Annotated in this window: 23 protein-coding genes; 10 read left to right on the forward strand and 13 right to left on the reverse strand. The window is 72.3% G+C overall.

The annotated features are described in order from the left end of the window. Positions 1-5: 5 nt before the first annotated feature. The 4 genes from DEJ13_RS15020 to DEJ13_RS15035 are packed head-to-tail and all read right to left on the reverse strand — an operon-like array spanning position 6 to position 4,528. Positions 6-482: a cupin domain-containing protein gene (locus tag DEJ13_RS15020; protein WP_258374059.1), complete on the reverse strand. Its 477-nt coding sequence runs from the start codon at positions 480-482 to the stop codon at positions 6-8. Positions 483-489: 7 nt separating this feature from the next. After that, positions 490-1,842, reverse strand: a complete 1,353-nt coding sequence (locus tag DEJ13_RS15025) for an amidohydrolase family protein (RefSeq protein WP_111106472.1) — start codon at positions 1,840-1,842, stop codon at positions 490-492. Continuing rightward, the gene (locus tag DEJ13_RS15030; RefSeq protein ID WP_181436982.1) at positions 1,839-3,527 is read right to left on the reverse strand and encodes an adenosylhomocysteinase; all 1,689 of its coding nucleotides are present in this window, start codon (positions 3,525-3,527) and stop codon (positions 1,839-1,841) included. Before DEJ13_RS15030 ends, DEJ13_RS15025 begins: the two co-directional genes overlap by 4 nt. 20 nt (positions 3,528-3,547) lie before the next feature. Continuing rightward, positions 3,548-4,528, reverse strand: a complete 981-nt coding sequence (locus DEJ13_RS15035; protein ID WP_220037563.1) for a PrsW family glutamic-type intramembrane protease — start codon at positions 4,526-4,528, stop codon at positions 3,548-3,550. A gap of 82 nt (positions 4,529-4,610) precedes the next feature. Between DEJ13_RS15035 and DEJ13_RS15040 the strand changes: the two genes are divergently transcribed. The 6 genes from DEJ13_RS15040 (at position 4,611) to DEJ13_RS15065 (ending at position 8,673) form a co-directional block, all read left to right on the forward strand. Then, the gene (locus DEJ13_RS15040) at positions 4,611-4,874 is read left to right on the forward strand and encodes a glutaredoxin family protein (RefSeq protein WP_056120760.1); all 264 of its coding nucleotides are present in this window, start codon (positions 4,611-4,613) and stop codon (positions 4,872-4,874) included. 84 nt (positions 4,875-4,958) lie between these two features. Then, positions 4,959-5,816, forward strand: coding sequence for an amidohydrolase family protein (locus DEJ13_RS15045; RefSeq protein ID WP_220037562.1), 858 nt, complete (start codon positions 4,959-4,961; stop codon positions 5,814-5,816). An 82-nt stretch (positions 5,817-5,898) separates the two neighbouring features. Next, positions 5,899-6,747 (forward strand): fumarylacetoacetate hydrolase family protein, encoded by an 849-nt coding sequence (locus tag DEJ13_RS15050; RefSeq protein ID WP_056120758.1) that lies wholly within the window; start codon positions 5,899-5,901, stop codon positions 6,745-6,747. Then, positions 6,747-7,490, forward strand: a complete 744-nt coding sequence (locus DEJ13_RS15055; RefSeq protein WP_056120756.1) for an SDR family NAD(P)-dependent oxidoreductase — start codon at positions 6,747-6,749, stop codon at positions 7,488-7,490. Before DEJ13_RS15050 ends, DEJ13_RS15055 begins: the two co-directional genes overlap by 1 nt. 82 nt (positions 7,491-7,572) lie before the next feature. Continuing rightward, a complete protein-coding gene (locus DEJ13_RS15060) occupies positions 7,573-8,250 on the forward strand; it encodes a FadR/GntR family transcriptional regulator (RefSeq protein ID WP_056120753.1) in 678 nt (225 codons plus the stop codon). 147 nt (positions 8,251-8,397) lie between these two features. Beyond that, positions 8,398-8,673 (forward strand): GlsB/YeaQ/YmgE family stress response membrane protein, encoded by a 276-nt coding sequence (locus tag DEJ13_RS15065; RefSeq protein ID WP_056120750.1) that lies wholly within the window; start codon positions 8,398-8,400, stop codon positions 8,671-8,673. A gap of 126 nt (positions 8,674-8,799) precedes the next feature. On the opposite strand, the gene DEJ13_RS15070 is transcribed toward DEJ13_RS15065, so the two are convergent. The 9 genes from DEJ13_RS15070 to DEJ13_RS15110 form a co-directional block, all read right to left on the reverse strand. Continuing rightward, positions 8,800-9,750, reverse strand: coding sequence for an aldo/keto reductase (locus tag DEJ13_RS15070; protein WP_111106468.1), 951 nt, complete (start codon positions 9,748-9,750; stop codon positions 8,800-8,802). Continuing rightward, complete coding sequence (locus DEJ13_RS15075) at positions 9,747-10,067, reverse strand: L-rhamnose mutarotase (RefSeq protein WP_111106467.1); 321 nt, start codon at positions 10,065-10,067, stop codon at positions 9,747-9,749. Before DEJ13_RS15075 ends, DEJ13_RS15070 begins: the two co-directional genes overlap by 4 nt. Next, on the reverse strand, positions 10,067-11,392 hold the full coding sequence (locus tag DEJ13_RS15080) for an alpha-L-fucosidase (RefSeq protein WP_111106466.1): 1,326 nt from the start codon (positions 11,390-11,392) through the stop codon (positions 10,067-10,069). The genes DEJ13_RS15075 and DEJ13_RS15080 overlap by 1 nt, the downstream gene beginning before the upstream one ends. Positions 11,393-11,418: 26 nt before the next feature. Then, positions 11,419-12,336: a carbohydrate ABC transporter permease gene (locus DEJ13_RS15085; protein ID WP_111106465.1), complete on the reverse strand. Its 918-nt coding sequence runs from the start codon at positions 12,334-12,336 to the stop codon at positions 11,419-11,421. Next, a complete protein-coding gene (locus DEJ13_RS15090; protein WP_111106464.1) occupies positions 12,329-13,297 on the reverse strand; it encodes a carbohydrate ABC transporter permease in 969 nt (322 codons plus the stop codon). The genes DEJ13_RS15085 and DEJ13_RS15090 overlap by 8 nt, the downstream gene beginning before the upstream one ends. Before the next feature lie 107 nt (positions 13,298-13,404). Continuing rightward, the gene (locus DEJ13_RS15095; protein ID WP_258374058.1) at positions 13,405-14,640 is read right to left on the reverse strand and encodes an ABC transporter substrate-binding protein; all 1,236 of its coding nucleotides are present in this window, start codon (positions 14,638-14,640) and stop codon (positions 13,405-13,407) included. A gap of 52 nt (positions 14,641-14,692) precedes the next feature. Then, a complete protein-coding gene (locus DEJ13_RS15100; RefSeq protein WP_111106462.1) occupies positions 14,693-16,033 on the reverse strand; it encodes an enolase C-terminal domain-like protein in 1,341 nt (446 codons plus the stop codon). A 499-nt stretch (positions 16,034-16,532) separates the two neighbouring features. Continuing rightward, a complete protein-coding gene (locus DEJ13_RS15105) occupies positions 16,533-17,147 on the reverse strand; it encodes a TetR/AcrR family transcriptional regulator (RefSeq protein WP_258374057.1) in 615 nt (204 codons plus the stop codon). Positions 17,148-17,203: 56 nt separating this feature from the next. Next, positions 17,204-19,366: an MDR family MFS transporter gene (locus tag DEJ13_RS15110; protein ID WP_181436981.1), complete on the reverse strand. Its 2,163-nt coding sequence runs from the start codon at positions 19,364-19,366 to the stop codon at positions 17,204-17,206. A gap of 157 nt (positions 19,367-19,523) precedes the next feature. Between DEJ13_RS15110 and DEJ13_RS15115 the strand changes: the two genes are divergently transcribed. The 4 genes from DEJ13_RS15115 to DEJ13_RS15130 all read left to right on the forward strand — a co-directional run bounded on the left by DEJ13_RS15115 (position 19,524) and on the right by DEJ13_RS15130 (position 25,258). Next, the gene (locus tag DEJ13_RS15115) at positions 19,524-20,459 is read left to right on the forward strand and encodes a phosphotransferase (RefSeq protein ID WP_111106461.1); all 936 of its coding nucleotides are present in this window, start codon (positions 19,524-19,526) and stop codon (positions 20,457-20,459) included. Positions 20,460-20,568: 109 nt separating this feature from the next. Further along, a complete protein-coding gene (locus DEJ13_RS15120; protein WP_146245202.1) occupies positions 20,569-23,643 on the forward strand; it encodes an FtsX-like permease family protein in 3,075 nt (1,024 codons plus the stop codon). Beyond that, a complete protein-coding gene (locus DEJ13_RS15125; RefSeq protein WP_111106459.1) occupies positions 23,640-24,554 on the forward strand; it encodes an ABC transporter ATP-binding protein in 915 nt (304 codons plus the stop codon). The genes DEJ13_RS15120 and DEJ13_RS15125 overlap by 4 nt, the downstream gene beginning before the upstream one ends. Beyond that, complete coding sequence (locus tag DEJ13_RS15130; RefSeq protein WP_111106458.1) at positions 24,551-25,258, forward strand: ABC transporter ATP-binding protein; 708 nt, start codon at positions 24,551-24,553, stop codon at positions 25,256-25,258. Before DEJ13_RS15125 ends, DEJ13_RS15130 begins: the two co-directional genes overlap by 4 nt. The last annotated feature ends 41 nt before the right edge of the window (positions 25,259-25,299 follow it).

The following is a 25,299-nucleotide window of genomic DNA, read 5'->3' on the forward strand; positions in this document are numbered from 1 at the left end:
TGCGCTCAGGCCAGTGTGAAGTCCTCGAACGAGAACCCGGGCGAGACCAGGCAGCTCAGGAGCACCTCGCCCTCGCCGGGGAGCGTGCGCTGCCAGACACCGCCGCGGACGAACGCCTGCGCGTCGTTCACCCGGTCGCGCCCCGCGTCCGGTCCGAGGGTGATCGTCGCGCCGGGCTCCGGGGACTCCCCCGACCCACCGAGCTGCAGCTCGACGGAGTCCGGCCCGTGCCACATCCAGATCTCGTCGCTCGTGACCCGGTGCCATGCGGACGCCTCGCCCGGGGGCAGCAGGAAGTGGATCAGCGTCGCCGCGGGTCGCTGGCCGCCGGGCACCGACACCGTCGCCGGCGAGGTCCACGTGCGGACGTACCAGCCGCCCTCGGGGTGCGGCTCCATGCCGAGCGCCATCGCCCGCTTCGGGACGTCGAGCCACTCGATCAGTTCGCCGTCGACCGTCCGTCGTGCCATCTGCCCGTCCATGCCACCATCATCCCGCGTCGGCCGGCGACGGCCGACCGTCCTGCAAGAGCAGCTGCCCGTCCTGCGCGCGCAGCTGCGCGTCCTGCGCGCGGACCCGCCCGCGGATGACGGTCGCGACCGCGCGGCCCGCGCCGTCCTCGACGAGTTCGGCGAGCGCGTCGGGCACCGTCCGGGCGTCCACGTCGAACACCGCCAGGTCGGCCCGAGCCCCGACGGCCAGGTGCCCGATCCGGTCGGGCCCGACCGCCAGGCCCATCGCGTGCGCCCCGCCGAGCGTCGCCGCCGACAGCAGCCGCTCGTGCAGGTCACGGTCGCCGTACCCCTGCGCGCGGGCGACCCGGTGCAGCGCGGTGACGTCGGCCATCAGGTCGAGCGACGGGGACGAGGAGAGCGAGTCGGTGCCGATCGCGATCGGGCTGCCCTCGCGCAGGTAGTCGGCGACGGGCGGCGGGTCGAGCCCGATGACGGCGTTCGACCGGGGACACAGGGCGACGGCGGTGCCGCGGGCACGGAGCAGCGCGCGGTCGGCCGCGGTCATGTAGACGCCGTGCGCGATGTGGCAGTCCGGGCCGAGCACCCCGAGCCGGTCGACGAACGAGGTCGCACTGGCCCCGAACCCGAGCGCCCGCATCGCCCGGAAGGACGGCACGTTCGCCAGGTGCCAGTCGGTCCCGTGCTCGTCGGTCGTGTCCGGCCCGGCCAGCCGCTCCCCCTCGAAGGCCGCTTCCCCCAGGTGCAGGTGCAGCCGCAGACCGCGCTGGCGCACGATGTCGGGCAGCTCGAGCAGCGGGGCGACGTCGAGCGAGTACGGCGCGTGCGGTGACAGCCCGGCACCCGGAGAGGTCGGGACGCGCTCGAGCTCGTCGAGCACCTGGTCGCGGCCGTGCGCCTGCCAGGCTGCGTTCTCCCAGTCCATCACCTCCCAGTAGGCGATGCCACCGAGGCCCGCGTCGGCGAGCGCGTCGACCGCCTCGATGTCGGTGACGATGTCCGCGATGCTCGTCACACCGGCGACGATCGACCGGGCAGCACCGGCGGCGGCCTCGGCTCGCCAGTCGTGCTCGCCTGCGTAGACGGTGTTGAACGCGGCGGCCCAGTCCTCGAACCCGTCGTACCGTCCTTGGCCGACACTCGCCATGCCGGTGTACTGCAGATGCGAGTGCGCGTTCACGAGGCCGGGCAGCAGTGCACCGCGCCACCGTCGTTCGGTCCACGGGGACCCGTCGAGCTGGTCGACGACCCATGAGCGCTCGCCGACGTGCAGGATCCGTCCGTCCCGGACCGCGACGGCGCCGTCGGCGATGGGCGGCGCGGTCATCGGCACGACGATGCGCGCCGAGTGCACGGTCGTCTCGGTCACGCGGGGTCCCCGAAGCGGGTCGTCCGGACGTCCGGCTCGCGGGCCGCGGGCTGCGGAGCGACCGGGACGGGAGGCTCGGCTCGGCTGCCGAACGCGGCCAGCGCCACGCGGGCGGTCACCTCGTCCACCGCGGGGTCGACCGGGACGACGGCCCGCGGGAGTTCGTCTCCACGCTCGAGCAGCATCCGGACGGCACCGAGCTGCACGGCGAAGGACAGGTCCATGATCTCGATCGGGTTGCCCTCGGCCGCGGTGATGTTGATGCACCCGCCGTCGTCGAGCACGAGGACGCCGTGCTCCTCGCCCGGGAACACGAACCGCTCGCACTTCGGTCCGACGGGTGTGCGGGTGGCGCCGGCGGCGAGCGCGTCGTCGATCGCGACCTCCTGGTCGACGCCCCCGGCCACGGCGACGACGGCGTCGGGGGCGCATGCCCGCAGCACCGCGACGCTGATCGTGTCCCGCACGCCGGTCGCGCTCATCACCAGGTCGGCATCGCGGACGGCCTCGACGAGCGGTGCGACAGCATGTCCGGCGAACCGCGCCTGGAGGGCGCGGACGGGGTCCGTCTCGGCGACCGTGACCCGGAAGCCGAGCGCGCGGAGCACCATGGCGACCCCTTCGCCCACGTGCCCGTACCCGGCGACGACAGCGGAGCCTCCCGGGACCACCCGGTGTGTTCCGGACCGCAGCCCGTCGACCAGGTCGAGCGTCGCGAACACGGTCGACTGCCCGGTGCCGTACCGGTTGTCGAAGGAGGTCTTGGTGCGGGCGTCGTTGACGGCGACCACGGGGATGCCGAGCTCGCCCCGGTCCTCCAGCACGCGCAGGGGGCGCAGTCCGCTCGTGGTCTCCTCTGCCGCGCCGAGCATCGTCGGGAGCAGGTCCGGCCGTTCCTGGTGCGCGAGTCGGATGACGTGCGCGCCGTCGTCCAGCAGGACGTGCGGGCGGGTGTCGAGCATCGCGAGCGCCAGGGCCTTCTGCTCGGGCAGGGTCGCGGCGCTGTCCGCGAAGACGGGGAGACCGGCACGGCGGAGCTCGTCGGCGACCGCGTCGTCCGTCTCGTCCGCGTGGGCGTACACCGCGACCTCGGCGCCGGCGTCCCGCAGCAGCAGCGACAGCACGGCGGTCTTCGGTTCGAGCACCATCGCCACACCGACGCGGGTGCCACGCAGCAGTCCCTGCTCGCGGAGCTCGGCCGCGACGGCGCGGGAGACCGGCATGCCGCGGCGTGCCCAGCGGACCCGGGACGCGGCCGCGGGGTCGTCCTCCGGTTCGCGGCCGGTCGAGACCAGGAAGACGTCGTCAGCGGTCATCGGGATGCCGAGCACGCCGGGCCGCGCGGGGGTCAACGGGCCGAAGGCGTCCTCGTCGACGGCGGGCTCGTGGCGGCCCGCGTCGACGACGAGCAGGGTACGGCCGCGGGGGCGGTCGAGGGCCTGCTCCACCGCGAGGGCGCTCTGGTCTGGGGTGCCGAGGCACCACAGCTGGTCGACGAGGTCGTCCGACCTGGCGGCCCGGGCGCCGAGGCCCGTCAGCAGGGTGTCGAGCGCGGCGGCGTCGCGCGGGTCCCCGCCGACGATGCGGAAGGTCCGTGCGGCGACGAGCATGTTGGTCGTCCGGGCCAGGTGCCGGACGGCCGCCGAGGCCCACGCCAGCGTGTCGGGGTCGGAGCGCGGCGGCATGGTCCCAGCGTAGGGCTCGGTCAGCGCAGCGCGTGTGGCGGGGGTGCGTCGTGCCAGCCGGGGACGCGGGGCTGCTGGTCGGCGTACTCGGCGCCGTCGGTGTACTCGGCGGGGAGGCGGCGGGCGCGACGTCGGAAGTGCACCTGCACGCCGATGAGCACCGCGACGCCGATGGCCGACACGACCGCCAGCCCGACCAGGTACAGCGTGGTCACGAGTCCGGCGACGGAGGACGGCACCGCCCCGTTCTGCGCGGCCGACAGCGGCGTGCCCGTCAGCAGGAAGGCCAGCACCGTCGAGATGGTCGAGTTCGAGTCGTACAGTCCGTGCAGCACCGAGACGACGACGTAGGTGACGAGCACGGTCCAGGTCCACCGGAAGCGCGGGCGACCGTGCGCGACGCCGAACAGCACCGCGCCGAGGATCGCCGTCCAGAGCACGTGCCCGACGGGTGAGAGGATCGCGCGCAGCACCTCGGTCTGCAGCAGGGACGCCAGGTCGATGCCTCGGGTGGTGATCGCGGCGTTGAAGGCGTAGCCGGCCGACTCGAACGCGGCGAACCCGGCACCGACCGTCGCGCCGAGCAGGGCACCCTGGCGCGCGGTCTTCGGGCGGACCCGCCACCCGACGACGACCAGCAGCACGCCCTTGACGAACTCCTCGGCCAGGCCGACCAGGAGGTAGATCAACGCACCCTGGCGCAGGTCCGACTCGAGCAGGGAGGCGCCGAGCACGCCGAGGATCCCGCCGACGAAGAACGCCGTGACGAGCTGCATCGTGCTGACCGTGCCCGTGACCCGCTCGATGACGAACAGCACCACGGTGAACGGCACGAGGAAGCTGCCGAGCAGGATGATCGTCGGCACCAGGTTGGTGTTGCTCGTGTACACGGTCACGACGATCGTCACGACCCACAGCACGAACCCGACGACCAGGGTCTTCCACCACCAGCCGTGACGGTGGTGCGGGTGGTCCACGGGGAGGTCGGCGGGCATGCTCATCCGCCCAGGATGCCCCGGTGGCGCCGGACCCGTTCCGAGCCGTGCGGGAATGGTCCGGACGGCTCGGACGTACTCTCTCTGCATGACCGACGAGACGTTCGACCAGGTGACCATGTTCGGCGCGGACTGGTGCCGCGACTGCCGGCGCTCGAAGGCGCTGCTCGACTCGCTCGGGGTCGACTACACGTACGTCGACGTGGAGCAGGACCTGTCGGCGGCCGCCCGCGCCGAGGCGATCAGCGGACGGAAGAACATCCCCGTCGTGGTGCTGCCGAACGGCACGCACTTCGTCGAGCCGTCGGACGCCGAACTGCGTGCCGAGCTCGAGGCGTCCGGCGTCGTCTGACCCCGACGCGCGTCCGGCCCCGAACTCCGCGCCTGACCGGCCCGCGGGCGGACAGACATCCGACGAGTCGGGCATGATGGCGACGTGATCGTCGACGCGCACCACCACCTCTGGGACCCGTCCGAGCGTGCCTACCCGTGGATGGACGACTCCGTCGCCCCCATCCGGCGCCGGTTCGACGCCGACGACCTGCGTGCAGCGGTCGCCGGCACCGACGTCACGGCCACGATCGCCGTCCAGGCCGTGCACGACCCGGACGAGACCGCCTGGCTCCTGACGCAGCGCGTCCCCGTCGCCGGGGTCGTCGGCTGGGTCGACCTGACCGCGCCCGACGTCGTCGACCGGCTCGCGGCGCTGGTCGACCTCGAGCGCGAGGGCGGCCCGCGGCTGGTCGGCATCCGGCACCTGGCGCACGACGAGCCCGACCGCGACTGGCTCGCGCGCGACGACGTCGTGGCCGGCGTGCGGGTGCTCGCCGCGGCAGGGATGCCGTTCGACCTGCTGGTCCGCGATCGGGAACACGCGGCGGCGGTGACGCTCGTCGACGCGGTCCCGGACGGCGTCTTCGTCCTCGACCACGCCGGCAAGCCCGACATCGCCCACGACGACACTGACGTCGCGATCGCCTGGCGCGCCCGGATGGACGACCTGGCCGCGCGACCCAACGTCCTGTGCAAGGTCTCCGGCCTGGTCACCGAGGCGGGCACCGACTGGCGCGAGCGACCTGTCGCCCGGTACGCCCGACAGGTCGTCGAGGCGTTCGGCCCGGACCGGTCCCTGTTCGGCTCGGACTGGCCGGTCTCCACGCTGCAGGGCGACTACGCCGAGGTGCTCCGGACCGCTTCGGACGCACTCGCCGACCTGTCGGACGACGAGCGCGACGCCGTGTTCCGGCGTACCGCCGAGCGGGTCTACCTTGCCGCGGCCCCACCGCAGACATAGGATGTCTGCGCGGTCACAGCGACCGCGCAGCGGCTGGACGGTCGCATGCGCCGCATCGACGCGGCGCGGAGAGCGAGGAACGATGCGGTTCGCACGACTCGGCCCGGCGGGCGACGAGATCCCCGTGGCCCACGACACCGACGGGCAGGCGTACGACCTCCGTCCGGTCACGGCCGACATCACCGGTGCGTTCCTGGCCGCCGACCCCGTCGCACGCGTGCGGGACGCGATCGCCGCGGGCGAGCTCGGGGTCCTGCCCGACGCCGACACCCTGCGCCGCGGCGCCCCGGTCGCCCGGCCCGGCAAGGTCGTCTGCATCGGCCTGAACTACCGCGACCACGCCGCCGAGACCGGCGCTCAGATCCCGACCGAGCCGATCGTGTTCATGAAGGACCCGATGACGGTCATCGGCCCGGACGACGAGGTGCTGGTGCCCCGCAAGAGCGCCAAGACCGACTGGGAGATCGAGCTCGCCGTCGTGATCGGCACCACCGCGCGCTACTGCGAGTCCGAGGACGAGGCCGCCACGCACATCGCGGGCTACACGATCGCGAACGACGTCTCAGAGCGCGAGTTCCAGATCGAGCGCGGCGGGCAGTGGGACAAGGGCAAGTCCTGCGAGACGTTCAACCCGCTGGGCCCGTGGCTGGTCACTGCCGACGCCATCGACCCGGCCGACCTGGCGCTGCGACTGACCGTGAACGGGGAGGTCCGTCAGGACGGCTCGACCGCGGACATGATCTTCCGGCCGGCCGAGATCGTGCACTACCTGTCGCAGTTCATGGTCCTGTACCCGGGTGACGTCATCAGCACCGGCACCCCCGCCGGTGTCGCTCTCGGCAGCGGCGCCCCGTACCTGCAGCCCGGCGACGTCGTCGAGCTCACCGCGGACGGCCTCGGCACCCAGCGCCAGACGATGGGTGCGGCCTGATGGCCGGCTCGCACGACGGGCTCCGCGCCGTCGTCACCGGTGGCGCCTCGGGCATCGGCGCCGCGATCGCGGTGGCACTCCGGGACCGCGGGGCGAGCGTGGCCGTCCTCGACCTGCAGCCCTCGGCCGACTTCCCGTCGTTCACCTGTGACGTCAGCGACGACACGTCCGTGCGCGCGGCCGTCGCCGCGGCGGCGGACGCCCTCGGTGGCGTCGACGTGCTCGTCAACAACGCGGGCATCGGCGCGCAGGGCACCGTCGAGGACAACCCCGACGACGAGTGGCGCCGCGTGTACGAGGTCAACGTGCTCGGTGCCGTCCGGCTGACCCGGGCCTGCCTGCCGTTCCTGCGGGAGTCGGGCCGGTCCTCCATCGTGAACACCTGCTCGATCGCCGCGACCGCCGGCCTGCCGCAGCGCGCGCTCTACTCCGCGACCAAGGGCGCGATCGCGGCGCTCACCCGCGCCATGGCGGCGGACCACCTCCGCGAGGGCATCCGCGTCAACGCGGTCAACCCCGGCACGGCAGACACCCCGTGGGTGGGCCGGCTCCTCGACAGTGCCGACGACCCGGCGGCCGAGCGCGCAGCGCTCGAGGCGCGGCAGCCGCACGGACGGCTCGTCGCCCCGGAGGAGGTCGCCGAGGCGGTCGCCTACCTGACGAGCCCCATGGCGGCCTCGACGACGGGTGTCGACCTGGCGGTCGACGGCGGGATGCAGGCCCTGCGGCTCCGGCCCGCCTGATGGTCGGGCTCCCCGTCCGGGAGGCCCGGTGCGGGTATCGTCGATCCGTCCCGACCGAGCGTGGCCGGGTGGAGGGACTGCCATGGCTTCGCTGACCGACGACGCGATCGCGCGCATCCAGCAGATGATCGTCACGGGTGAGCTGACGCCCGGGCAGCGGCTGCCCCCGGAGAAGGAACTCAGCGAGTCCCTCGGGTTGTCGCGGAACAGCCTGCGCGAAGCGGTGAAGGCCCTCGAGCTCGTGCGCGTGCTCGACGTCCGTCGTGGTGACGGCACCTACGTGACGTCGCTCGAGCCCTCGGTGCTGCTCGAGGCGGTGTCCTTCGTCGTGGACATGCACCACGACCGGTCCCTCGTCGACCTGCTCGAGGTCCGGCGCATCCTCGAGCCCGCGTCCGCCGTGCTGGCGACGGCCCGGGCGTCCGAGCAGCAGATCGACGAACTCGCCACGCTGATGGCGACGGTCGACGACACCACCGGGGTCGAGGACCTCGTCGCCCACGACCTGCAGTTCCACGCCACGATCGCGGGCATCGGCGGCAACCAGTACCTGTCCGGGCTGCTGGACGCCCTGTCGAGCAAGACCGTGCGCGTGCGGGTGTGGCGCGGCCTCACCCAGAACGGGTCGGTCCAGCGCACGCTCGACGAGCACGCGGCCATCGTGGACGCGATCCGACGCCGCGACCCGCAGCTCGTGCAGGCCCTCGTCGTGGCCCACGTCGAGGGCGTCGAGCGGTGGCTGCGGCGGTCGCTCGACTGACCCGCGCGGCGGCGTTGCATCGGTCCACTCCGCGCGGATGTGGGCGCACCCGGCGATGAGCGTGTTCAATCGGATCCTGACCGGCACCGGCGATCTGCCAGTGCCGTGTCGTACGCACCACCATCACCGCACCACCAGGAGGACACCGTGCTCGGTCTCATCATCAGCTTGATCATCATCGGACTGATCGCCGGCGCCCTCGCGCGTCTGATCATCCCCGGCAAGCAGAGCATCTCGATCCTCATGACCATCGTGCTCGGCATCGTCGGTTCGTTCGTCGGCGGGTTCCTCGGGTTCCTGATCTTCCAGCACGACCCGATGGACGGCTTCTTCCAGCCGGCCGGCATCATCGGTTCCGTCATCGGCGCCGTCATCGTGCTCTTCCTCTACACCCGTTTCGCGGGTCGTGGGGCACGCAACTAGGGACTGCCCTCGGCGCGGATCGCGCCCGCACACGAACCGCGGATCGCGCCCGCACACGAACAACGCGCCCCGTCTTGACGGGGCGCGTTGTTCGTTGTGGGGTGCGACGCTCCCCCGCGCGACTGCTCAGCTCGCCAGCAGGCCCTCGGCGCGCAGGTCGTCCCACAGCGCCTCGGGGATCGTCGCGGCGGCACGGGCGGCGTTCTCGCGGACCTGGTCCGCCGACTGCACGCCGATCGCGATCGTGCGGACCGCCGCGGCCCGGCGGGGGAAGGCCAGCGCGGCCTCGGGCAGCGTCACGCCGTGCCGGTCGCACACGGCGGCGATCGTCCGTGCCCGCTCGACGAGCTCGGCCGGTGCCGGGGCGTAGTCGTACGTGGTCCCCGGCTCCGGCAGGGGACGGCTGAGCAGTCCGGAGTTGTACACCCCGACCGCGACCACGTCGACCCCCCGCTCGGCACACGTCGCGACGAGCGCGGCCGCGGGCTGTTCGAGCAGCGTGTACCGCCCGGCGAGCATCACGACGTCGCACAGCCCGGTGTCGACGGCCTCGGACAGCGCCGCGACCGAGTTCGACCCGACGCCCACCGCGCGCAGGACCCCCTCGTCGCGCAGTGCGGCGAGCGCCGGCAGTGCCTGGGTCAGCCCGGCGTGCAGGTCGTACACGTCGGGGTCGTGCAGGTACGCCACGTCGACGTGGTCGAGCCTGAGCCGCCCGAGCGACGCGTCGAGCGAGCGACGCACGCCGTCGGGCGTGGGGTCCCACTGCCGGACGACGTCGTTCGGCACCGCGAAGCCGTCGTCGTCCGTGCCGTCGTCCGGCCCCGGCACGAGCAGCCGACCGACCTTGGTCGAGACGGCGTAGGCCTCGCGGGGACGGTCGGCGAGGGCCGCGCCGAGCCGCCGCTCGCTCAGCCCGAGTCCGTAGTGCGGCGCCGTGTCGAACCCGCGGACCCCGACGTCCCACGCCGCGTCGACCGTGGCGCGGGCGTCGTCGTCCGAGACCGCGCGCAGCAGGTTCCCGATGCCGGCGCCACCGAACCAGAACGGTCCGCGGGCGAACTCCACGTCGCTCATGCCTGCCCTTCGAGCGTCCACACCAGCGGCACGCCGTCGTCGTTCCCGGAGTAGTCGTCGTCGGCCTCGAGCAGTGGGTTGATGACGTCCTGCCAGGCGGCGTTCACGGGGTCGTCGGCCAGCGACCGACGCATGGCACGGTAGTCCGACACCTCGATCAGGTGGACGAGGTCCTGGCCGTCCCGCCAGATGCTCCAGTTCGCGACACCGGCTGCGCGCAGGCGTTCCACGAGGGCCGGCGGGATGGACGCGTGCGCCCGCTCGTAGTCGTCTTCGCGGCCGGCGCGCAGCCGGGTCCGCGACAGGATGCGCTGCATCAGTCGCGCAGGAACAGCTCGACGACGGGCAGCGCCACGTCCGGACGCTGGATGGGCAGCGTCAGCGTGAGCGTCCCGGCCGGCTGCCCACCGAGGCCGGTGGTCAGCGCCCGGACCGACGGGTCGATCGAGCGGAAGAAGACCTCGGACGCGTCGTTCAGCAGCTGCGCGTACTCGACCCTGCCGGCCAGCCCGGCCAGGTGGACGTGCTCGAACGGCCAGGCGAACAGGTGCAGGTACAGCCGGTTGCCCCGCTGCGTGTACACGGCGTTCCGCGGCGCCTGGAACTCACTCGGCCCGGCGCCGTACACCGAGCGGTCGTGCTGGTGCATCCAGTCGGCGAACCCGTCGAGCGTCGCACGGGACACCCCGTCGAACTCGCCGCGCCCCGTCGGCCCGACGTTGAGCAGCATGTTCCCGTTGTTCGACACCCCGTCGACGAGCATGCGGACCAGCAGGTCGACGCTCTTGACGTTCTGGTTGTCGCGGTCGTAGCCCCACGAGCCGTTCAGCGTCTGGCATGCCTCCCACGGCACCTGGACACCGTCGACCTCCATCGGCTTGTCCGGCTGGTACTGCTCCGGCGTCACGATGTCGCCGGGGATGTCGAGTCGGTCGTTCACGATGATGCCGGGCTGCAGCCGACGGGTCAGCGCGAGCAGTTCGTCGCTCCCCCAGTCCTCACGGCCCTTGCCACCCCAGACGTCGTGGTGGTCGTCCTCGCGGTACGAGAAGTCGTAGAACAGGTAGTCGATCTGCCCGTAGTCCGTCAGCAGCTCCGACACCTGGCCGTGCAGGTACTCGCGGTAGCGGGCCATGTCGCGGCCCTCGTTCAGTCGGGCGATCTCGGCCTCGCCGTCCTCCCGCCGCGGGTGGTGCCCGTCGATCGTGAAGTCCGGGTGGTGCCAGTCGATGAGCGAGTGGTAGAAGCCGACCTTCAGCCCCTCGGCGCGGACGGCGTCGACGAACTCACGCACGATGTCGCGGCCGAAGGGGGTGTTCGTGGACTTGTAGTCGGTGAGCGCGGAGTCCCACAGGCAGAATCCCTCGTGGTGCTTCGTGGTGAGCACGACGTACTTCATGCCCGCGAGCCGCGCGCGCCGGGCCCAGTCGGCCGCGTCGAACAGGTCCGGGTCGAAGTGGTCGAAGTACCGCTGGTAGGCGTCCTCGGTGATGAACTCACGGTTCTTGATCCACTCGTGCCGAGCCGGCAGGGCGTACAGGCCCCAGTGGATGAACATGCCGAAGCGGTCGTGGGTGAACCAGGCGGGCAGGCCGGTGGCGTCGGTCGCGGTCTGCGGCTCGGCGGGGGCGGTGATGGTCACGGAGTTTCCTTTCGGGGTTCGGGCGGCTACCGGCCACCGAGGCCGGAGGTGACGATGCCCTTGACGAGGTGCTTCTGCAGCAGGATCAGCAGGATCACGGTCGGCAGCATCGAGATCACCGACGCGGCCATGACGAGGTTCCACTCGCTGCCCTGCTGGCCGAAGAACTGCTGCAGGCCGAGCGGGATCGTGCCGTGGGCCTCGACGTCGTTGACGACGACCAGGGGCCACAGGAACGAGTTCCAGTAGGAGATGAACGAGAACACGGCCAGGACCGCGGTGGTCGGCCGCGCGAGCGGGAGCATCACCGAGAAGAAGGTGCGGACCGGGCCGGCGCCGTCCACCCGGGCGGCGTCGTCGAGCTCCTGCGGCACGGTCAGGAAGAACTGCCGGATGAGGAACGCGCCGAGCGCGGTGAACGCCCACGGGATGATGAGCGCCTGGAACGTGTCCACCCACCCGAAGCCCTGCATCATCACGTACATCGGGATCACCAGGACGTCCTGCGGGATCATCAGCGTGACCAGGAACAGCAGGAACACCGTGTTGCGTCCGCGCCACCGGAGCCGCGAGAACGCGTACCCGGAGAGCACGGCCACGGCCACGTTGATCGCGGTGCCGGCAGCGGCGACGAACACCCCGTTCAGGATGAAGCGTGCGAACGGCAGGTAGGTGAACGCCTGCACGTAGTTGTCCCACTCGAACGAGCGTCCCCAGAGCGTCGGCGGCGTCGTGAAGACTTGGTCGGCGGGCTTCAGGCTCGTCGCGACCATGTAGATCAGGGGTGCGACGAACAGCAGCGCGACGAGGCAGAGCAGCGCGTAGCCGATCGCGTGCCGGACGCGCCCGGGCCGCGGCGCGGAGCGGGTCCGTGCGACGGCGCGGGGGTTGACCGTCCGGTTCGACGTGGTGGCGCCGAGGCGCCCGCGGACCGCTTCACTCATAGTGCACCCACCGCTTCTGCCCGAGGAACTGGACGGCCGTGATCCCGAGGATGATGACGAACAGCACCCAGGCGCCGGCGGACGCGAGTCCGAGCTGCTGGTTCTGGAAGCCGGTGTTGTAGATGTACTGCACCAGGGTCTCCGTCGCGGTGCCCGGTCCGCCCTTGGTCAGGACGAAGGGCTGCACGAACACCTGGAACGAGGTGATCAGCGTCATCATCGTCGCGAAGAACACCGACGGGGAGATGAGCGGGAACTTGATCGCCCAGAAGGTCTGCCAGGCGTTGGCGCCGTCGAGCTGCGCGGCCTCGATCTGGTTCTCCGGCACGCCGTCGAGCGCGGCCGAGAAGATCAGCATGTTGTAGCCGAACCCCTGCCAGACGCTCATCGCCACGATGGCGAGCATCGCCCAGTGCTCGTCGGCCAGGAAGTTCGGCGCGTGCACGCCCACGGTCGACTGCAGGGACGCGTCGATCGCGCCACCGGGCTGGTAGAGCATCCGCCAGACCACGACGTTCGCGACGATCGGCGTGATGGTCGGGATGAAGAACAGCACGCGGAACACGTGGCGCCCGGCGATGCGCGGCGTCAGCCAGGCGGCCAGCCCGAGCGACACCACGAGGTTCAGCGGCACGTACAGCACCACGAACAGCGCCGTGTTGAGGGTGACCGTGCGGAACACCGGATCGCTGAACAGCCGGACGTAGTTCTCGATGCCGGCGAACGACCGCGCACCGAGCGTCGGCCAGTTCATGAAGCTCACGACGAGCGAGGCGATGATCGGGAACGCCGTGAAGACGACGAGGCCGATCGAGTGCGGTGCGGCGAAGGCGGCCCCCCACCACGAGCGGCGGCCGCCCGAGGCGTCGTCGTCCCCGGTCCTGCTCGGCGCGGCCGAGCCGGCCACCGCGGTGGCGACGGCGGGGACGGCCGGTGCCGGTGGGTCCTGGATGGTGGTCATGCGACGACCTCCTCGTCGTTCACGCGGGTCCTGATGGATGGTGGTGTGGGACGGGAGGCGCGGGGCGGGGTCGACCCGCGCCTCCAGTCCGACGAGTGGCGCGCCGGCTACTGCGTGCCGAGCTGGCCGGCGATCGAGGACATGGTCTCCTTGCCGGAGGACTGTCCGTTCACCGCCTGCAACGCGTACTGCGTGAACAGCTGGGAGAGCTGGTCGCTCTGCTTGTTGCCGAGCAGCGGCGACGACTTCGCGAGGGCGGCCTTGAGCGCGTCCTCGGCACCCGGGATGCCGGCGCTCGAGTACCACGCGCTCTGGGCCGCAGTGCGACCGGGGAACGCACGGCCCTGTTCGGCGAGCGACGTCAGGACCTTCTCGCTCGTCATCGTCTGGACGGCCTTGAACGCCTGCTCCGGGTACTTGCACTGCTTCGAGATGCCGAAGCCGGAGCCGGCGGCGAAGGTCGACGGACCGGACGTGCCGGAGGGCAGCGTCGTGACGCCGAGGTCGAACTTGACCTTGGCCTTCTGGCTGATCAGCGACCACGGGCCGTCGGTGTACATCGCGACCTTGCCGGCGGCGAAGTCGTTGCTCGACTGCGACCCGTCCGACGACGCCTGGGTGGCGTAGCCCTTCTTGACCAGGCTGCCGAGCCAGTCCAGACCGTCCGCGAACTTCGAGTCCGTCGCGTCGATCCCGCCCGACTTCGTGATCACGCGGCCACCGTTGTAGCCGTAGACCATCGACTCGAGGTTGAGGTCGGACACGGTCGAGCCGAACTCGGTGATGCCCTTCGCCTTGAGGGCGGCGCCCGCTGCCTCGAACTGGTCGGTCGTCCATCCCGGCTTCGGCTCGTCCACACCGGCCTTCTGGAACAGGTCCTTGTTGTAGAACATCATGATGGGGCCGGTGTCGTACGGCAGGCCGTAGAGCTTGCCGTCGACCTTCATGCCGTCGAGCGCCGTGCTGTCGAACGCGGACAGGTCCGTGCCGTCCTTCTTCGCCAGGTCGTCGAGCGGCAGCAGCGACTCGGTGTAGTTCGCCGTGCGCAGCGACTGCATGCTCACGACGCACTGGGCACTGCCGGCGCTCAGCTGCGTGCTGAGCTTCGTGAAGTAGTTCTCGAAGGGGGCGCCCTGGATCGTCAGGGTGATGCCGTCCTCGCTCTTCACGCTGTCGGCGACCTTCTGCCAGGCGGCCTTGTCCTCCTTCCCGGCGATCCACATGGACCAGGTCATGGCGTCCTTGGACTGGCTGCCGCCGGCGCTGCTGCCGGAGGAACAGCCCGTCAGCACGAGGGTCACGGCAGCTGCTGCCGCGAGCCCCGCGATGAGTCGTCGTTGCATCGGTGTCTCCACTTCGTCGTGGTGCTGGATGTGAGTCGTGTTCGGGAGGTGGTCAGGCGACGCGGACCGCGTCGCGGACTGGGTCGCCGGCGGACGTCGACGCCCAGACCGGACCGTCGGGGTAGGTGTACGTGTCGAGGGAGTCGGCGAGCATCTCGGTGCCGCCCCCGGGTGCGGTCGGGGCCCAGTAGCGGCCCCCGTGCACGTCGACCGGGGTCACGAAGTGCTCGTGCAGGTGATCGACGAACTCGATGTAGCGGCCCTCGAGCTGCCCGGTCAGTGCCACCGCGTCGAACATCGACAGGTGCTGCACGGCCTCGCACAGCCCGACCCCGCCGGCGTGTGGGCAGACCCGGACACCGTGCTTGGCGGCCAGCAGCAGGATCGCGATGTTCTCGTTCACGCCGGCCACCCGGGTCGCGTCGATCTGCAGCACGCGCATGGCGTCGGCCTGGATGAGCTGCTTCGCGATCACCCGGTTCGCCATGTGCTCGCCCGTCGCGACCGGGATCGGGGCGATCCGGCGGGCGATCTCGGCGTGCCCGAGGACGTCGTCGGGACTCGTCGGCTCCTCGACCCACGCGATGTCGAACTCCCGCAGCCGGTCGACCCAGGCCACAGCGGCGTCGACGTCCCACCGCTGGTTCGCGTCGATCGCGATCTTGACGTCCGGACCGACGACCCGACGCGCGATCCCCAGACGTCGGACGTCCTCGTCGACATCGCCGCCGACCTTGAGCTTGATCTGGGTGAAGCCCTCCTCGACCGCCTCGCGGCACAGGCGGGCGAGCTTGTCGTCGTCGTAGCCGAGCCACCCGGGCGTGGTCGTGTAGGCGGGGTAGCCCGACTGCTCCAGCGTGCGGCGGCGCTCGGCACGGTGGGGCTCTGCCTGCTCCAGCATGGCGAGGGCCTCGTCCGGGGTGATCGCGTCGGTGAGGTAGCGGAAGTCGACCAGGTCGACGAGTTCCTGTGGGCTCATGTCCGCCAGCAGCGCCCACAGCGGCTGTCCGGCACGCTTGGCGCGCAGGTCCCAGAGCGCGTTCACGACGGCGCCGATCGCCATGTGCATCACGCCCTTCTCCGGGCCGAGCCACCGCAGCTGCGAGTCGTGGACCATGCTGCGCCAGGTGCCGCCCATGTCCGCCAGGAGCGCCTCGGCGTCCCGGCCGACGACGTGCCCGCGGAGTGCGGCGATCGCTGCCTCCTGCACCTCGTTGCCGCGGCCGATCGTGAAGACGAACGCGGATCCGGAGTGGCCGTCGAGGGCGTCGGTGGTGAGTTCGACGTAGGCGGCCGAGTAGTCGGGGTCGGGGTTCATCGCGTCCGACCCGTCGTGTTCCCGCGAGGTGGGGAACCGGATGTCGCGGACCCGCAGACCGGTGATGCGGCTCATCGTTGCTCCTGCCCGTCCGGTCGTCGTCGACCGAACGAGGACATCAAAACATCGGATGTCTGGCGCGTCAAGCACTTCTTTGATGACGAAAGCGCGGATTCCGGATGCGATCGGTCCGATGACTGGCACGTGTCGTCCCGTGGCCGGTCGTTCCGCGCGTGCCCGGTCGTTCCGCGCGTGGTGAGTCGATTCGCGCATGCTCAGGCGGAAGTTCCAACCCACCATGCGCGAATCGACCCACCGAGCGCGAGGCGGCAGGTCGGAACGCGCGTGGCCGCCGGACGGGAGGCTCGGTGCCGGACCGGTGCCGCGCCTCCCGTCCGGCGGCGGTGCCGGTGCCGGTGCCGGTGCCGATCCAAGTGCCGCCCACGCGGGCGCCGCCGAGTCTCGGCCCGGCGGACATCCTGCGGCGTCCGGACGGCGCAATCTGTCCGCAGAGCCGAGACTCGGCGCAGCTGCACAGCCGCGCCGCCGCACTGCCGCTCAGCCGCGGCCCAGCTCAGGACGCGGCGAGCACGCCCATCTCGCGCACGACCGCGCGCACCCGCGACGTGAACGCGTCGGAGGCGTCGGGGGCGTCGGCTGCGTCAGCGTCCGCTCGGTGCGCGGTCTCGATGACCGCAGCCATGACCAGCGTGACCGCCGTGCTGGCGGTGGCGGCGTCGGTGCGCTCGCACGCCACCCGGTGCACCGCGACCCGGGCGTCCGCCATCCACTGCAGCATGGTGGGGACCATCTCCGGCCTGGCCTGCACGAGCGCCTTCATGCTGCCGCGGTCGGTGGGCAGTTCGAGGGTGCGGGCGACCAGGGCGCACAGGTCTGCGACCAGCGGGCCCTCGGCATCGGTGAAGGCCGCGCGGGCCTGGTCGGACACGGCCGCGGCGGCCAGCCCGAGCGCGGCGTTGCCTTTGGTCGGGAAGTAGTTGAAGAACGTGCGCGGCGAGACCCCCGCGTCGTCACAGATCTCCTCGACCGTGACGCCGGCGAGTCCGCGCTCGGTGACCAGCCGCATGGCCGACTCGTGGATGGCCTGGCGGGTGCGCTGCTTCTTGCGCTCCCGCAGCCCGCAGGACTCGCTGTCGATGCTGGTGCTGGGGCTGGTGCTGGTGCTCACGAGGTGCTCCTGGTGCAGGTCGGGGCCTCCCGCGTGGTGCGGGAGGCCCCGGGTGCCTACTTCGCCGAGCCGGTCCGCTGGACGGGGACCGAACCGGTGGACGGCGCCGTGAGCGAGCCCATCGTGGTGGCGGCCTGGGCCGCCTGGACCTCGAGGTCGTCCGCCGTGCCGTCGGCGTCGGCCTGCTCCTGCAGGGCCGAGCTCTTGCGGAGCGGCGGCGCCTTGAAGAACCAGCTGAGGACGAAGGCCAGCAGGATCACGCCGAGGCCGACCCAGTACACGGTCACGGCCGAGGTGTTGAACCCGGTCATGAACGGCCTGGTCAGCGCCGGTGCCGCGCCGTTCAGGAACGACGTGTCGCTGGTGTCGGCACTGGAACCGGAGGACGACCCCGTGCCCTTGTCGAGCTGCTTGACGAGCGACGGGACGACCTGGTCGACCCAGTACCGGCGGTCGGAGGCGTTCGACCAGTCGACGACGAGCGCGCCGTCCTGCACCGTGGCGTGGGCCTTGGTCGCGGCGGACTCGAGCGCCTGGGCCTCGGCTGCCGGCGTGGCGGCCGCGACCTGCTGGTCGATGACCGTCTGCGCGGCGGCCGCGGGCACGGTGCCAGCAGCGACCTGTGCCTGGACGGCCGCGGTGACCTGCTGCGTGACGGCCTGGTCGGCCGCCTGCTTCGCCGCGGCGGTGCCGGACTGCAGGCCCGACGCCACGTTCTGCTTGACCGGCGTGACGATCGGGTCCCAGATCTGGTCCATGACGCCCTGGTTCGCCTTCGCCGAGGCGACGGTCGGGTTGAGGGCGGCGTCGAGTCCGTCGGTCAGGTTGCCCTTGTCCGCCGTGGCGCTGACGATGTTCGCCGGCATCACCGAGAACAGGATCGAGAGCAGGACCGCGGTGCCGAGCGTGCCACCGATCTGGCGGAAGAACGTCGCCGACGACGTGGCCACACCCATGTCGCGCGGCTGGACGGAGTTCTGCGAGGCGAGCGTGATGCTCTGCATGAGCTGGCCGAGGCCGAGCCCGATGAAGAACATGCCGATCATCAGGAACCACAGCGGCTTGTCGATCGTCATGAACGTCAGGAAGACGTACCCGATCGCGGTGAACGCGGTGCCGATGACCGGGAAGATCCGGTACCGCCCCGTGCGGGCCACGATCTGCCCGGACGCGATCGAGGCGATCATCAGGCCACCGATCATCGGCAGCGTGGCGAAGCCGGACTCGGTCGGGGTCAGCCCGGTGACGATCTGCAGGTAGAGCGGGATGGTCAGCATCGCGCCGAACATCGCGAACCCGACCAGGAAGCCGAGGATCGTGGCCATCGAGAAGACGCCCGAGCGGAAGAGCTTGAGCGGGATGATCGCGTCGTCCTTCATGAGCGTCTCGACGACCAGGAAGGTGACGAGCCCGACGGCGCCGATCACGTAGCAGGCGATCGCGGCCGCCGAGCCCCAGCCCCACGTGCGACCCTGTTCCGCGACCAGCAGCAGCGGGACGAGCGTGGCGATGACCGCCGTGGCACCCCACCAGTCGATGCGCGGCTTCGCCTTGGCGTCGCCGAACTTCGGCAGGTGCAGGAACGCGATGACCATGAGCAGCGCGCCCACGCCGATCGGGACGTTCACCAGGAAGACCCAGCGCCAGCCGGTGATCCAGAGGATCTGGTCGGCACCGGCGAACAGACCGCCGATGAGCGGGCCGATGACGCTCGAGATGCCGAACACGGCCAGGAAGTACCCCTGGTACTTGGCGCGCTCGCGCGGGGCGAGGATGTCGCCCATGATCGCGAGCGGCAGCGACATCAGCGCGCCCGCGCCGATGCCCTGGAAGGCGCGGAAGGCCGCGAGCATGACCATCGAGGTCGACAGCGTGGACAGCAGCGAGCCGAGGATGAAGACCGCGATGCCGAAGATGTAGAGCGGGCGGCGGCCGAAGACGTCGGAGAGCTTGCCGTAGATCGGGGTCGTGATGGTGCTGGCGATGAGGTAGGCGGTCGTGACCCAGGCCTGCTGGTCGAGCCCGTGCAGGTCGTCGCCGATCGTGCGGATCGCCGTGCCGACGATCGTCTGGTCGAGCGAGGACAGGAACATCCCCGCCATCAGGCCGTAGATGACGAGGAGGATCTGGCGGTGCGACATGATCGGCTTGCCCGGCGTGCTGGCCGGTGCCGACGATCGCCCGCTCGACACCTGGACTGGTGCGGTGGCAGTTGACATGGGAGGTCCTTCGGAGCGGTTCGTGTGGAGTGCGGTCCGCTTCGTTGCAGACGCTGCAACTTTACATCACGAGCAGTGTTGCGGGCAACGCAATGTTGCCATGAGCGCACAACGATGAACGCTCCCTCAGGGTCCCCCTCCGGTACGGTCGGACGGCATGGGGAGAACCACGTGGGCCGCCGTCCCGACCGACCTGCGGCGCCGTGTCGAGCAGGTGCTCGGGGGCCCGGTCGTCGATGCCGTGTCGCAGGCGGGCGGGTACTCCCCCGGCGGTGCCGACCGGGTCACGACCGCGGACGGCGCTCGGGCGTTCGTCAAGACGCTGTCGCGGTCGCGGAACCCGGACGGGTTCGGACTCCACGAACGGGAGGCCCGGGTCGTCTCCGCGCTGCCGTCCGGTGTGCAGGCACCCCGGCTCAGGGCGTCGCTCACCGCCGTCGTGGACGGTGACGACTGGATCGCGCTGGTCCTCGACGACGTCGACGGGCGCCACCCCGGCGTCGCGCGCGACGGCAGCGACGTCGCGGCCGTGCTCGATGCGCTGGACACCCTGCCGGTGGCCACCGGCGCGCTCGCCGACCTCCCGCGGGTGTCGTCCGAGCTGGCGGAGGAGTTCGCCGCGTGGGACCGGATGACCACCGACGGGCTGCCGGCAGTGGTCCCGGCCGATGTCGCCGCCGTCGCACCGCGGTTCGCCGCCGCCGCTCGGAACGCTGCGGCAGCGGTCGACGGGGACCACCTCGTGCACCTCGACTGCCGTGCCGACAACCTGCTCGTCGACCGCGAGGGCGTGGTCTGGGTGGTCGACTGGCCCTGGGCTGGTGTCGGCGCCCACTGGCTGGACGCGCTGACGTACCTGCTCGACGCGGTGGTGCGCGGCGAGGACGTCGACGTGGACCACCACCTGGCGACGCACCCGGTGTTCGCGGGGCTGACGCCGGGGTCGATCGATGCGGTGCTCGCCGGGCTCGCGGGCACGTTCTTCGAGAAGGCATCCCGGCCCGCGCCACCGAACATGCCGACCCTCCGCGCGTTCCAGCGGTCGGAGGCCCTGGCAGCGGCACGGTGGCTGCTCGCGCGCTGGGGCGGGTGAGCCCGGTTCGTCCGCTCTGCGCGCCCCGGTCACCGCTGGCCGGCACGTCGCGGCGCCTGTGCCAGACTGCCGAGGTCGGCGCTGACGCCGACCGCACGAGGGGGTGCCGGTGTTCTGGTCGCGCAGTGTCCGTCGCCGACCGTCCGCCGCCGTCGTCCTCGCACTCCTGGCCCTCGTCGCGACCGTCGTCTCGGTCCTCGCCCCGCTGCTGCTGCGCGCCGTCGAGCAGACCACGCTGGACGACGCCCTCGACGGCGCCGGCGTCACGGGCACGTCGATCGCGGCGTCGGCCGAGATCCCCTATCAGCAGCTGAGCGAGGCGCAGGGTGCGGTCGTCGCGACCACGTCCTCGGCGTCGAACGCACGACGGTGGCTGCCCGGGGTCGTCGTGGCGGAGTCCGCTGCCCCGGTGTCCTTCACCGTGCCGGGTGCATCGCCGACGCAGACCAGCACCGTGCAGCTCGCCGGGTTGTCGAACGACTGCCGCGAGCTCGGGCTGCGCAGCGGCGTCTGCCCGTCCGGACCGGACCAGGTCCTCGCCGCGACGGGCTCCGGGCTCAGCACCGGCACGGCGCTCCGCGTCTCGGTGATGTCCGTGCCGGAGAATACCCTGACCGTGCGCGTGGTCGGGACCTACGACACGGGCACCCGGGTGGGCCGGATCGTCGGCGGCGTGGGCAAGGCCTTCGGCAGCGGTGGCGACGCCGACCCGGACCTGGTGATGTCCCTCGGCGGGTTCGACACGCTGCTGCTCGAGGGGAACGTCTGGTCGGTCCGGACCCTCCGGCCGGGGCTGCAGCTCGACGACGTCCCCGCGGTGGTGCAGGACGTGGCCGACGTCCGCGACGCCACCCTCAGCGCGGACGGTGCCGAGTCCGCCGTGTCGGTCCAGCAACGGATCGACGTGCTGGTCGACCGGGTCGCGGACGGCAACGACGCCGCGACAGTGACCGTCGCCGTCGCGGCACTGCAGGCGATCGTGCTCGCGTGGTTCGCGCAGGGGGTCGTCGCCGGGCGGATCGGTCAGGCCCGGGCGGCCGAGTGGGGTCTCGCCCGGCTGCGCGGGCTCCCGGCACGCCGACGACTCGTCGCGGTCCTGCTCGAACCGGTGATCGCGACCGTCGCGGGAGCAGCCGTCGGAGCGGTCGTCGGCGTCGCTGCGGCTGCCCTGTGCACACCGCTGCTGCTCGGTGGGGGTGCGCCCGCGGTCGAGCCCTTCCGGGCACCCGTGCTCGCCGCCCTGGGCGCCTCACTGGTCGGGTCGCTCACCGCGCTCGTCGTCGCGAGCTCCCGGGCGTCGCGGCTGCCCCTCGTCGACCTGCTCCGTCGGGTCACCGAACCCCGGACGCTGTCCCGGACCGGCGCCGTCGTGCAGGCCGTCGCCGTGATCGCGGCCGTCGTCGGGATCGCGGCCGTCGTGACCCAACCGCGGATCTCCGGGCCCGGCGTCGCACTGCTGGCCCCGACGCTCGTCGCGATCCTGCTGGGGGTGGTCGCACTCCGGGTCGGGGTCGCCGTGGTCCGGCGACGTGCTGCCCGCCCGGCACGCTCCCTCACCGAGCTGCTCGTGCTGCGCCGCATCGCCAGGACGCCTTCGGTGCTCACCACCGCCGTCATGGTCGTCCTGGGTGTGGCCCTCGCAGTGTCGTCCGCCCAGACCGCCGTGCTGGCCGTCCGGCTGGCGGACGACCGAGCCGCGGCGACCCTCGGCGCGGCGAGCGTCCTCGACGTGCAGGTCGACGAGGGGACGTCGTTCGTGCAGGCCGTGCGGGACGTCGACCCCGGCGGGCGGTCAGCCATGGCCGTCGAGCGCACGACGGACGGAGCGGGCGTGGGCCGGCTCATCGCCGTCGACACCACCCGACTGGCGGCGGTCAGCGCCTGGGACCCGGCCTGGGGTGGGCGTGACGTCGCGACCCTGGAACGGCTCCTGCGGCCGTCGACCGGCACGGCCTTCCGGGTCACCGGCGACCAGCTCTCGGTCACGCTGGCGGAGGTCGGCGCGCCGGACGGCACCGTGGCGCAGGACGTGACCACGGCCTCCCCGGACGACGTCGACCTGGTCGCGGTCGTCCAGGCCGCCGGAGGCTGGCACCGGGTGGACTTCGGCGGAGTCCGCGCCGGGACCCTGACCAGCCCCGCCGGTTCCGTGCCGTGCGACGACGGCTGCCGACTCGTCTGGCTGGGGCTGCAGAGCCACTCGTCCGAGGCCACCCCCTACGGACTGGGTGCCACGATCACGGACATCGCCGTCGACGGGACCACGGTCGGACGGTCCTGGCTCGACCCGGAACGGTGGCGGAACCGCATCGGCGAGAACAGCCTGCCGAGCGGCGGTCCGAGCGCGACCCTCGGCGAGCAACGCACCGGGATGCGGGTGTCGTGGGTCGACCCGAGCGGCCAGGGCACGCCGGCGATCCAGCCCCGGGACGCCCCGGAACCGCTCCCCGCAGTCGTCGGACGCGCGACCGCGCTGCAGCCCTTCGCGGGCGTGGACGGCGCGGTGATCGGCCTCGGGCTGAACGGCGAGTCGCTCGTCCTGCGGGTCGTCGGGAAGGCCCCGGCGCTGCCGCGGGTCCTCGACGACGGCGCGCTGGTGGACCTGTCCACCGCCGGCCGGGTGTCCGACCCGGTCGGCACGAGCGCCGACCACGAGGTGTGGGTCGCGCCCGGTGCCCAGCACCGCGTGACGACGGCCCTGGCATCACACGGGATCACGGTGACCGGCCACCGGACGCTCGCGAACGCCGAACGCACCGCGGAACACAACCCCCGCGTGCGCGGTGCGCTCGTCGGTCTCCCGCTGGCCGGGGCCGCCCTCGTCCTGACGCTGCTCGTCGTCGCCGGTGTCGGCGCGATCGGGACCAGGGCCCGCCGGGAGGACGTCGCCGTGCTCCGGACCGCCGGCTTCGGCCCGCGGGCGCTCCGGCGCGCAGTCCTGCTCGAGACGTTCCTGCCGGCCGCGGTCGCCGCCGTGGTCGGCGCCGTCGCCGGGACCGCCGCGACCCTCCTGACCGCGGCGCGGCTGCCGCTGCGCGCCGCGGCGGTGCCGCCCATGGGCATCACGGTCGGACCGGTCACCGTGCTCGTGGTGACGGCCGTGACCGTGCTCGTCACGCTCGTCGTCGCGGTCGTCATCGCCCGCGCCGTGACCAGGACACCGCCCACCGGAGGCGACTCGTGAGCGACCTGACCACCCCGACCCCGCCGGGGACGCCGGTCGCCCCGGCCTTCCGCGCCGCGGGGCTCGTGCACGTGTACCGCGAGGCCGAGGTCGACGTCGCCGCGCTCCGGGGTGTCGACCTGACCGTCCCGCCCGGGCAGCGTGTGGCCCTGCTCGGTCCCTCCGGCTCGGGCAAGTCGACCCTGCTGTCGATCGCGGCCGGCCTGATGCGCCCGAGCGCCGGCACGGTGACGATCGGCGAGCAGGACCTCGGCACGGCGGGCCGGCGCGACCTGGAACGGCTGCGCCGCGACGTGCTCGGGCTCATGCTGCAAGGGGCGGACGTCAACCTCATCGGACACGAGTCGGCGCGGGCGAACGTCGCCTGGTCGATCCGTGGGGTCCCCGGCCGGGACACCGCCCTCGGCGACCGTGTCCTGCGGGCCGGCGGCGTGCCGGACGACGACCGCCCTGTCGCCGACCTGTCGGTCTCGCACCGCCAGACCACCGCGCTCGCGGTCGCCCTCGCTCCCCGCCCACGGCTGCTGCTCGCGGACGAACCCACCAGCCGGTTGGACGGCCAGGCCCGTGACGACCTGCTCGACCTGCTCGTCAACGAGACCACCCGCGAGGGGATCGCGGTGCTGCTCGTCACCCACGACGAACGGGTCGCCCGCCGGATGGAGCGGATGATCCACCTGCGCGACGGACGCGTCGGCGAGGAGGACTCCGGGTCGGGGCGCCGTGCCGTGGTCGCCGCGGACGGGTCCGTGCCGATCCCGCAGCACCTGCGCGGGGACTGGCCGACCGGCTCCCTGGTCACGGTCGAACCGGACGGCGTCGGCGGGCTGCGCATCCGGCACGCAGACGACGCGGTTCAGGACGTCCAGGAGGGGCTCGATCCCCTGGGCCAGGGCGGGGCTGCCCGATGAGCGCCCTGCACTTCGACCGCTTCGTCGTCCGCACCGGGGACCGCGAGGTCTTCCTGCTGGACGGGACCTTCCCTGCCGGGACGCTCGCCGTCCTGACCGGCAGCGACGGCGCCGAGGTCTCCGCCGTCCTGGCGGCGATCGCGGCCGAGGTCGCCGGGACCGCGGGATCGGAACCGCTCCTCCCGGTGCCGTCCGGCACGCAGACCGAAGGCACCGTCACGCTGGACGACGACGCGGCCCCGTCGCCGGCGCCGACGCCCCCGGGCACGGTCCCGGCCGTCGCCGTGATGTCCCGCGACCACGGGCTGCTCGGCGCGCTGACCGCCACCGAGAACGTGGCACTCGGGGTCCTGGCCCATGCCGGCCCAGGTCGCGGTGACAGCTCGACCGGCGAGGCGGTGGTCGGCGCGCTCGACGCCGTCGGCGTCCCCGGTGCCGTCCGCGACAACCTCGCCGAGCAACTCTCCGGCGGGCAGCAGCAGCGCGTGGCCCTGGCACGGGCGCTCGTCACGGGCGCGTCGCTGACCGTGCTGGACGACCCCACGAGCGAGCTCGACCCTGCATCGGTGCTGGTCGTCCACAGCGCGATCGAGGCCGCGGCAGCACGTGGCGGCGTGGTCCTGGTCGGCCGCTCGGACGACCAGCCGGCGCCGGTCGGCGCCGTCCAGCTGCACGTCGGGCGGCGTGGACGTCACACCCGGTGACGGGGCCGTCCGGCAGCAGGTCCCCCACCTGTCCAGGAAGC

Origin of the sequence: Curtobacterium sp. MCLR17_007 (genome assembly GCF_003234655.2) — a bacterium.
Classification (GTDB): Bacteria; Actinomycetota; Actinomycetes; order Actinomycetales; family Microbacteriaceae; genus Curtobacterium.

Bases quoted from the DNA above. Each gene is read 5' to 3' on its own strand.
- DEJ13_RS15020 (WP_258374059.1), bottom strand. From the start codon at position 482: ATGGACGGGCAGATGGCACGACGGACGGTCGACGGCGAACTGATCGAG.
- DEJ13_RS15030 (WP_181436982.1), bottom strand. From the start codon at position 3,527: ATGCCGCCGCGCTCCGACCCCGACACGCTGGCGTGGGCCTCGGCGGCC.
- DEJ13_RS15035 (WP_220037563.1), bottom strand. From the start codon at position 4,528: ATGAGCATGCCCGCCGACCTCCCCGTGGACCACCCGCACCACCGTCAC.
- DEJ13_RS15040 (WP_056120760.1), top strand. From the start codon at position 4,611: ATGACCGACGAGACGTTCGACCAGGTGACCATGTTCGGCGCGGACTGG.
- DEJ13_RS15050 (WP_056120758.1), top strand. From the start codon at position 5,899: ATGCGGTTCGCACGACTCGGCCCGGCGGGCGACGAGATCCCCGTGGCC.
- DEJ13_RS15055 (WP_056120756.1), top strand. From the start codon at position 6,747: ATGGCCGGCTCGCACGACGGGCTCCGCGCCGTCGTCACCGGTGGCGCC.
- DEJ13_RS15060 (WP_056120753.1), top strand. From the start codon at position 7,573: ATGGCTTCGCTGACCGACGACGCGATCGCGCGCATCCAGCAGATGATC.
- DEJ13_RS15070 (WP_111106468.1), bottom strand. From the start codon at position 9,750: ATGAGCGACGTGGAGTTCGCCCGCGGACCGTTCTGGTTCGGTGGCGCC.
- DEJ13_RS15075 (WP_111106467.1), bottom strand. From the start codon at position 10,067: ATGCAGCGCATCCTGTCGCGGACCCGGCTGCGCGCCGGCCGCGAAGAC.
- DEJ13_RS15085 (WP_111106465.1), bottom strand. From the start codon at position 12,336: ATGAGTGAAGCGGTCCGCGGGCGCCTCGGCGCCACCACGTCGAACCGG.
- DEJ13_RS15090 (WP_111106464.1), bottom strand. From the start codon at position 13,297: ATGACCACCATCCAGGACCCACCGGCACCGGCCGTCCCCGCCGTCGCC.
- DEJ13_RS15095 (WP_258374058.1), bottom strand. From the start codon at position 14,640: ATGCAACGACGACTCATCGCGGGGCTCGCGGCAGCAGCTGCCGTGACC.
- DEJ13_RS15100 (WP_111106462.1), bottom strand. From the start codon at position 16,033: ATGAGCCGCATCACCGGTCTGCGGGTCCGCGACATCCGGTTCCCCACC.
- DEJ13_RS15110 (WP_181436981.1), bottom strand. From the start codon at position 19,366: ATGTCAACTGCCACCGCACCAGTCCAGGTGTCGAGCGGGCGATCGTCG.
- DEJ13_RS15115 (WP_111106461.1), top strand. From the start codon at position 19,524: ATGGGGAGAACCACGTGGGCCGCCGTCCCGACCGACCTGCGGCGCCGT.
- DEJ13_RS15130 (WP_111106458.1), top strand. From the start codon at position 24,551: ATGAGCGCCCTGCACTTCGACCGCTTCGTCGTCCGCACCGGGGACCGC.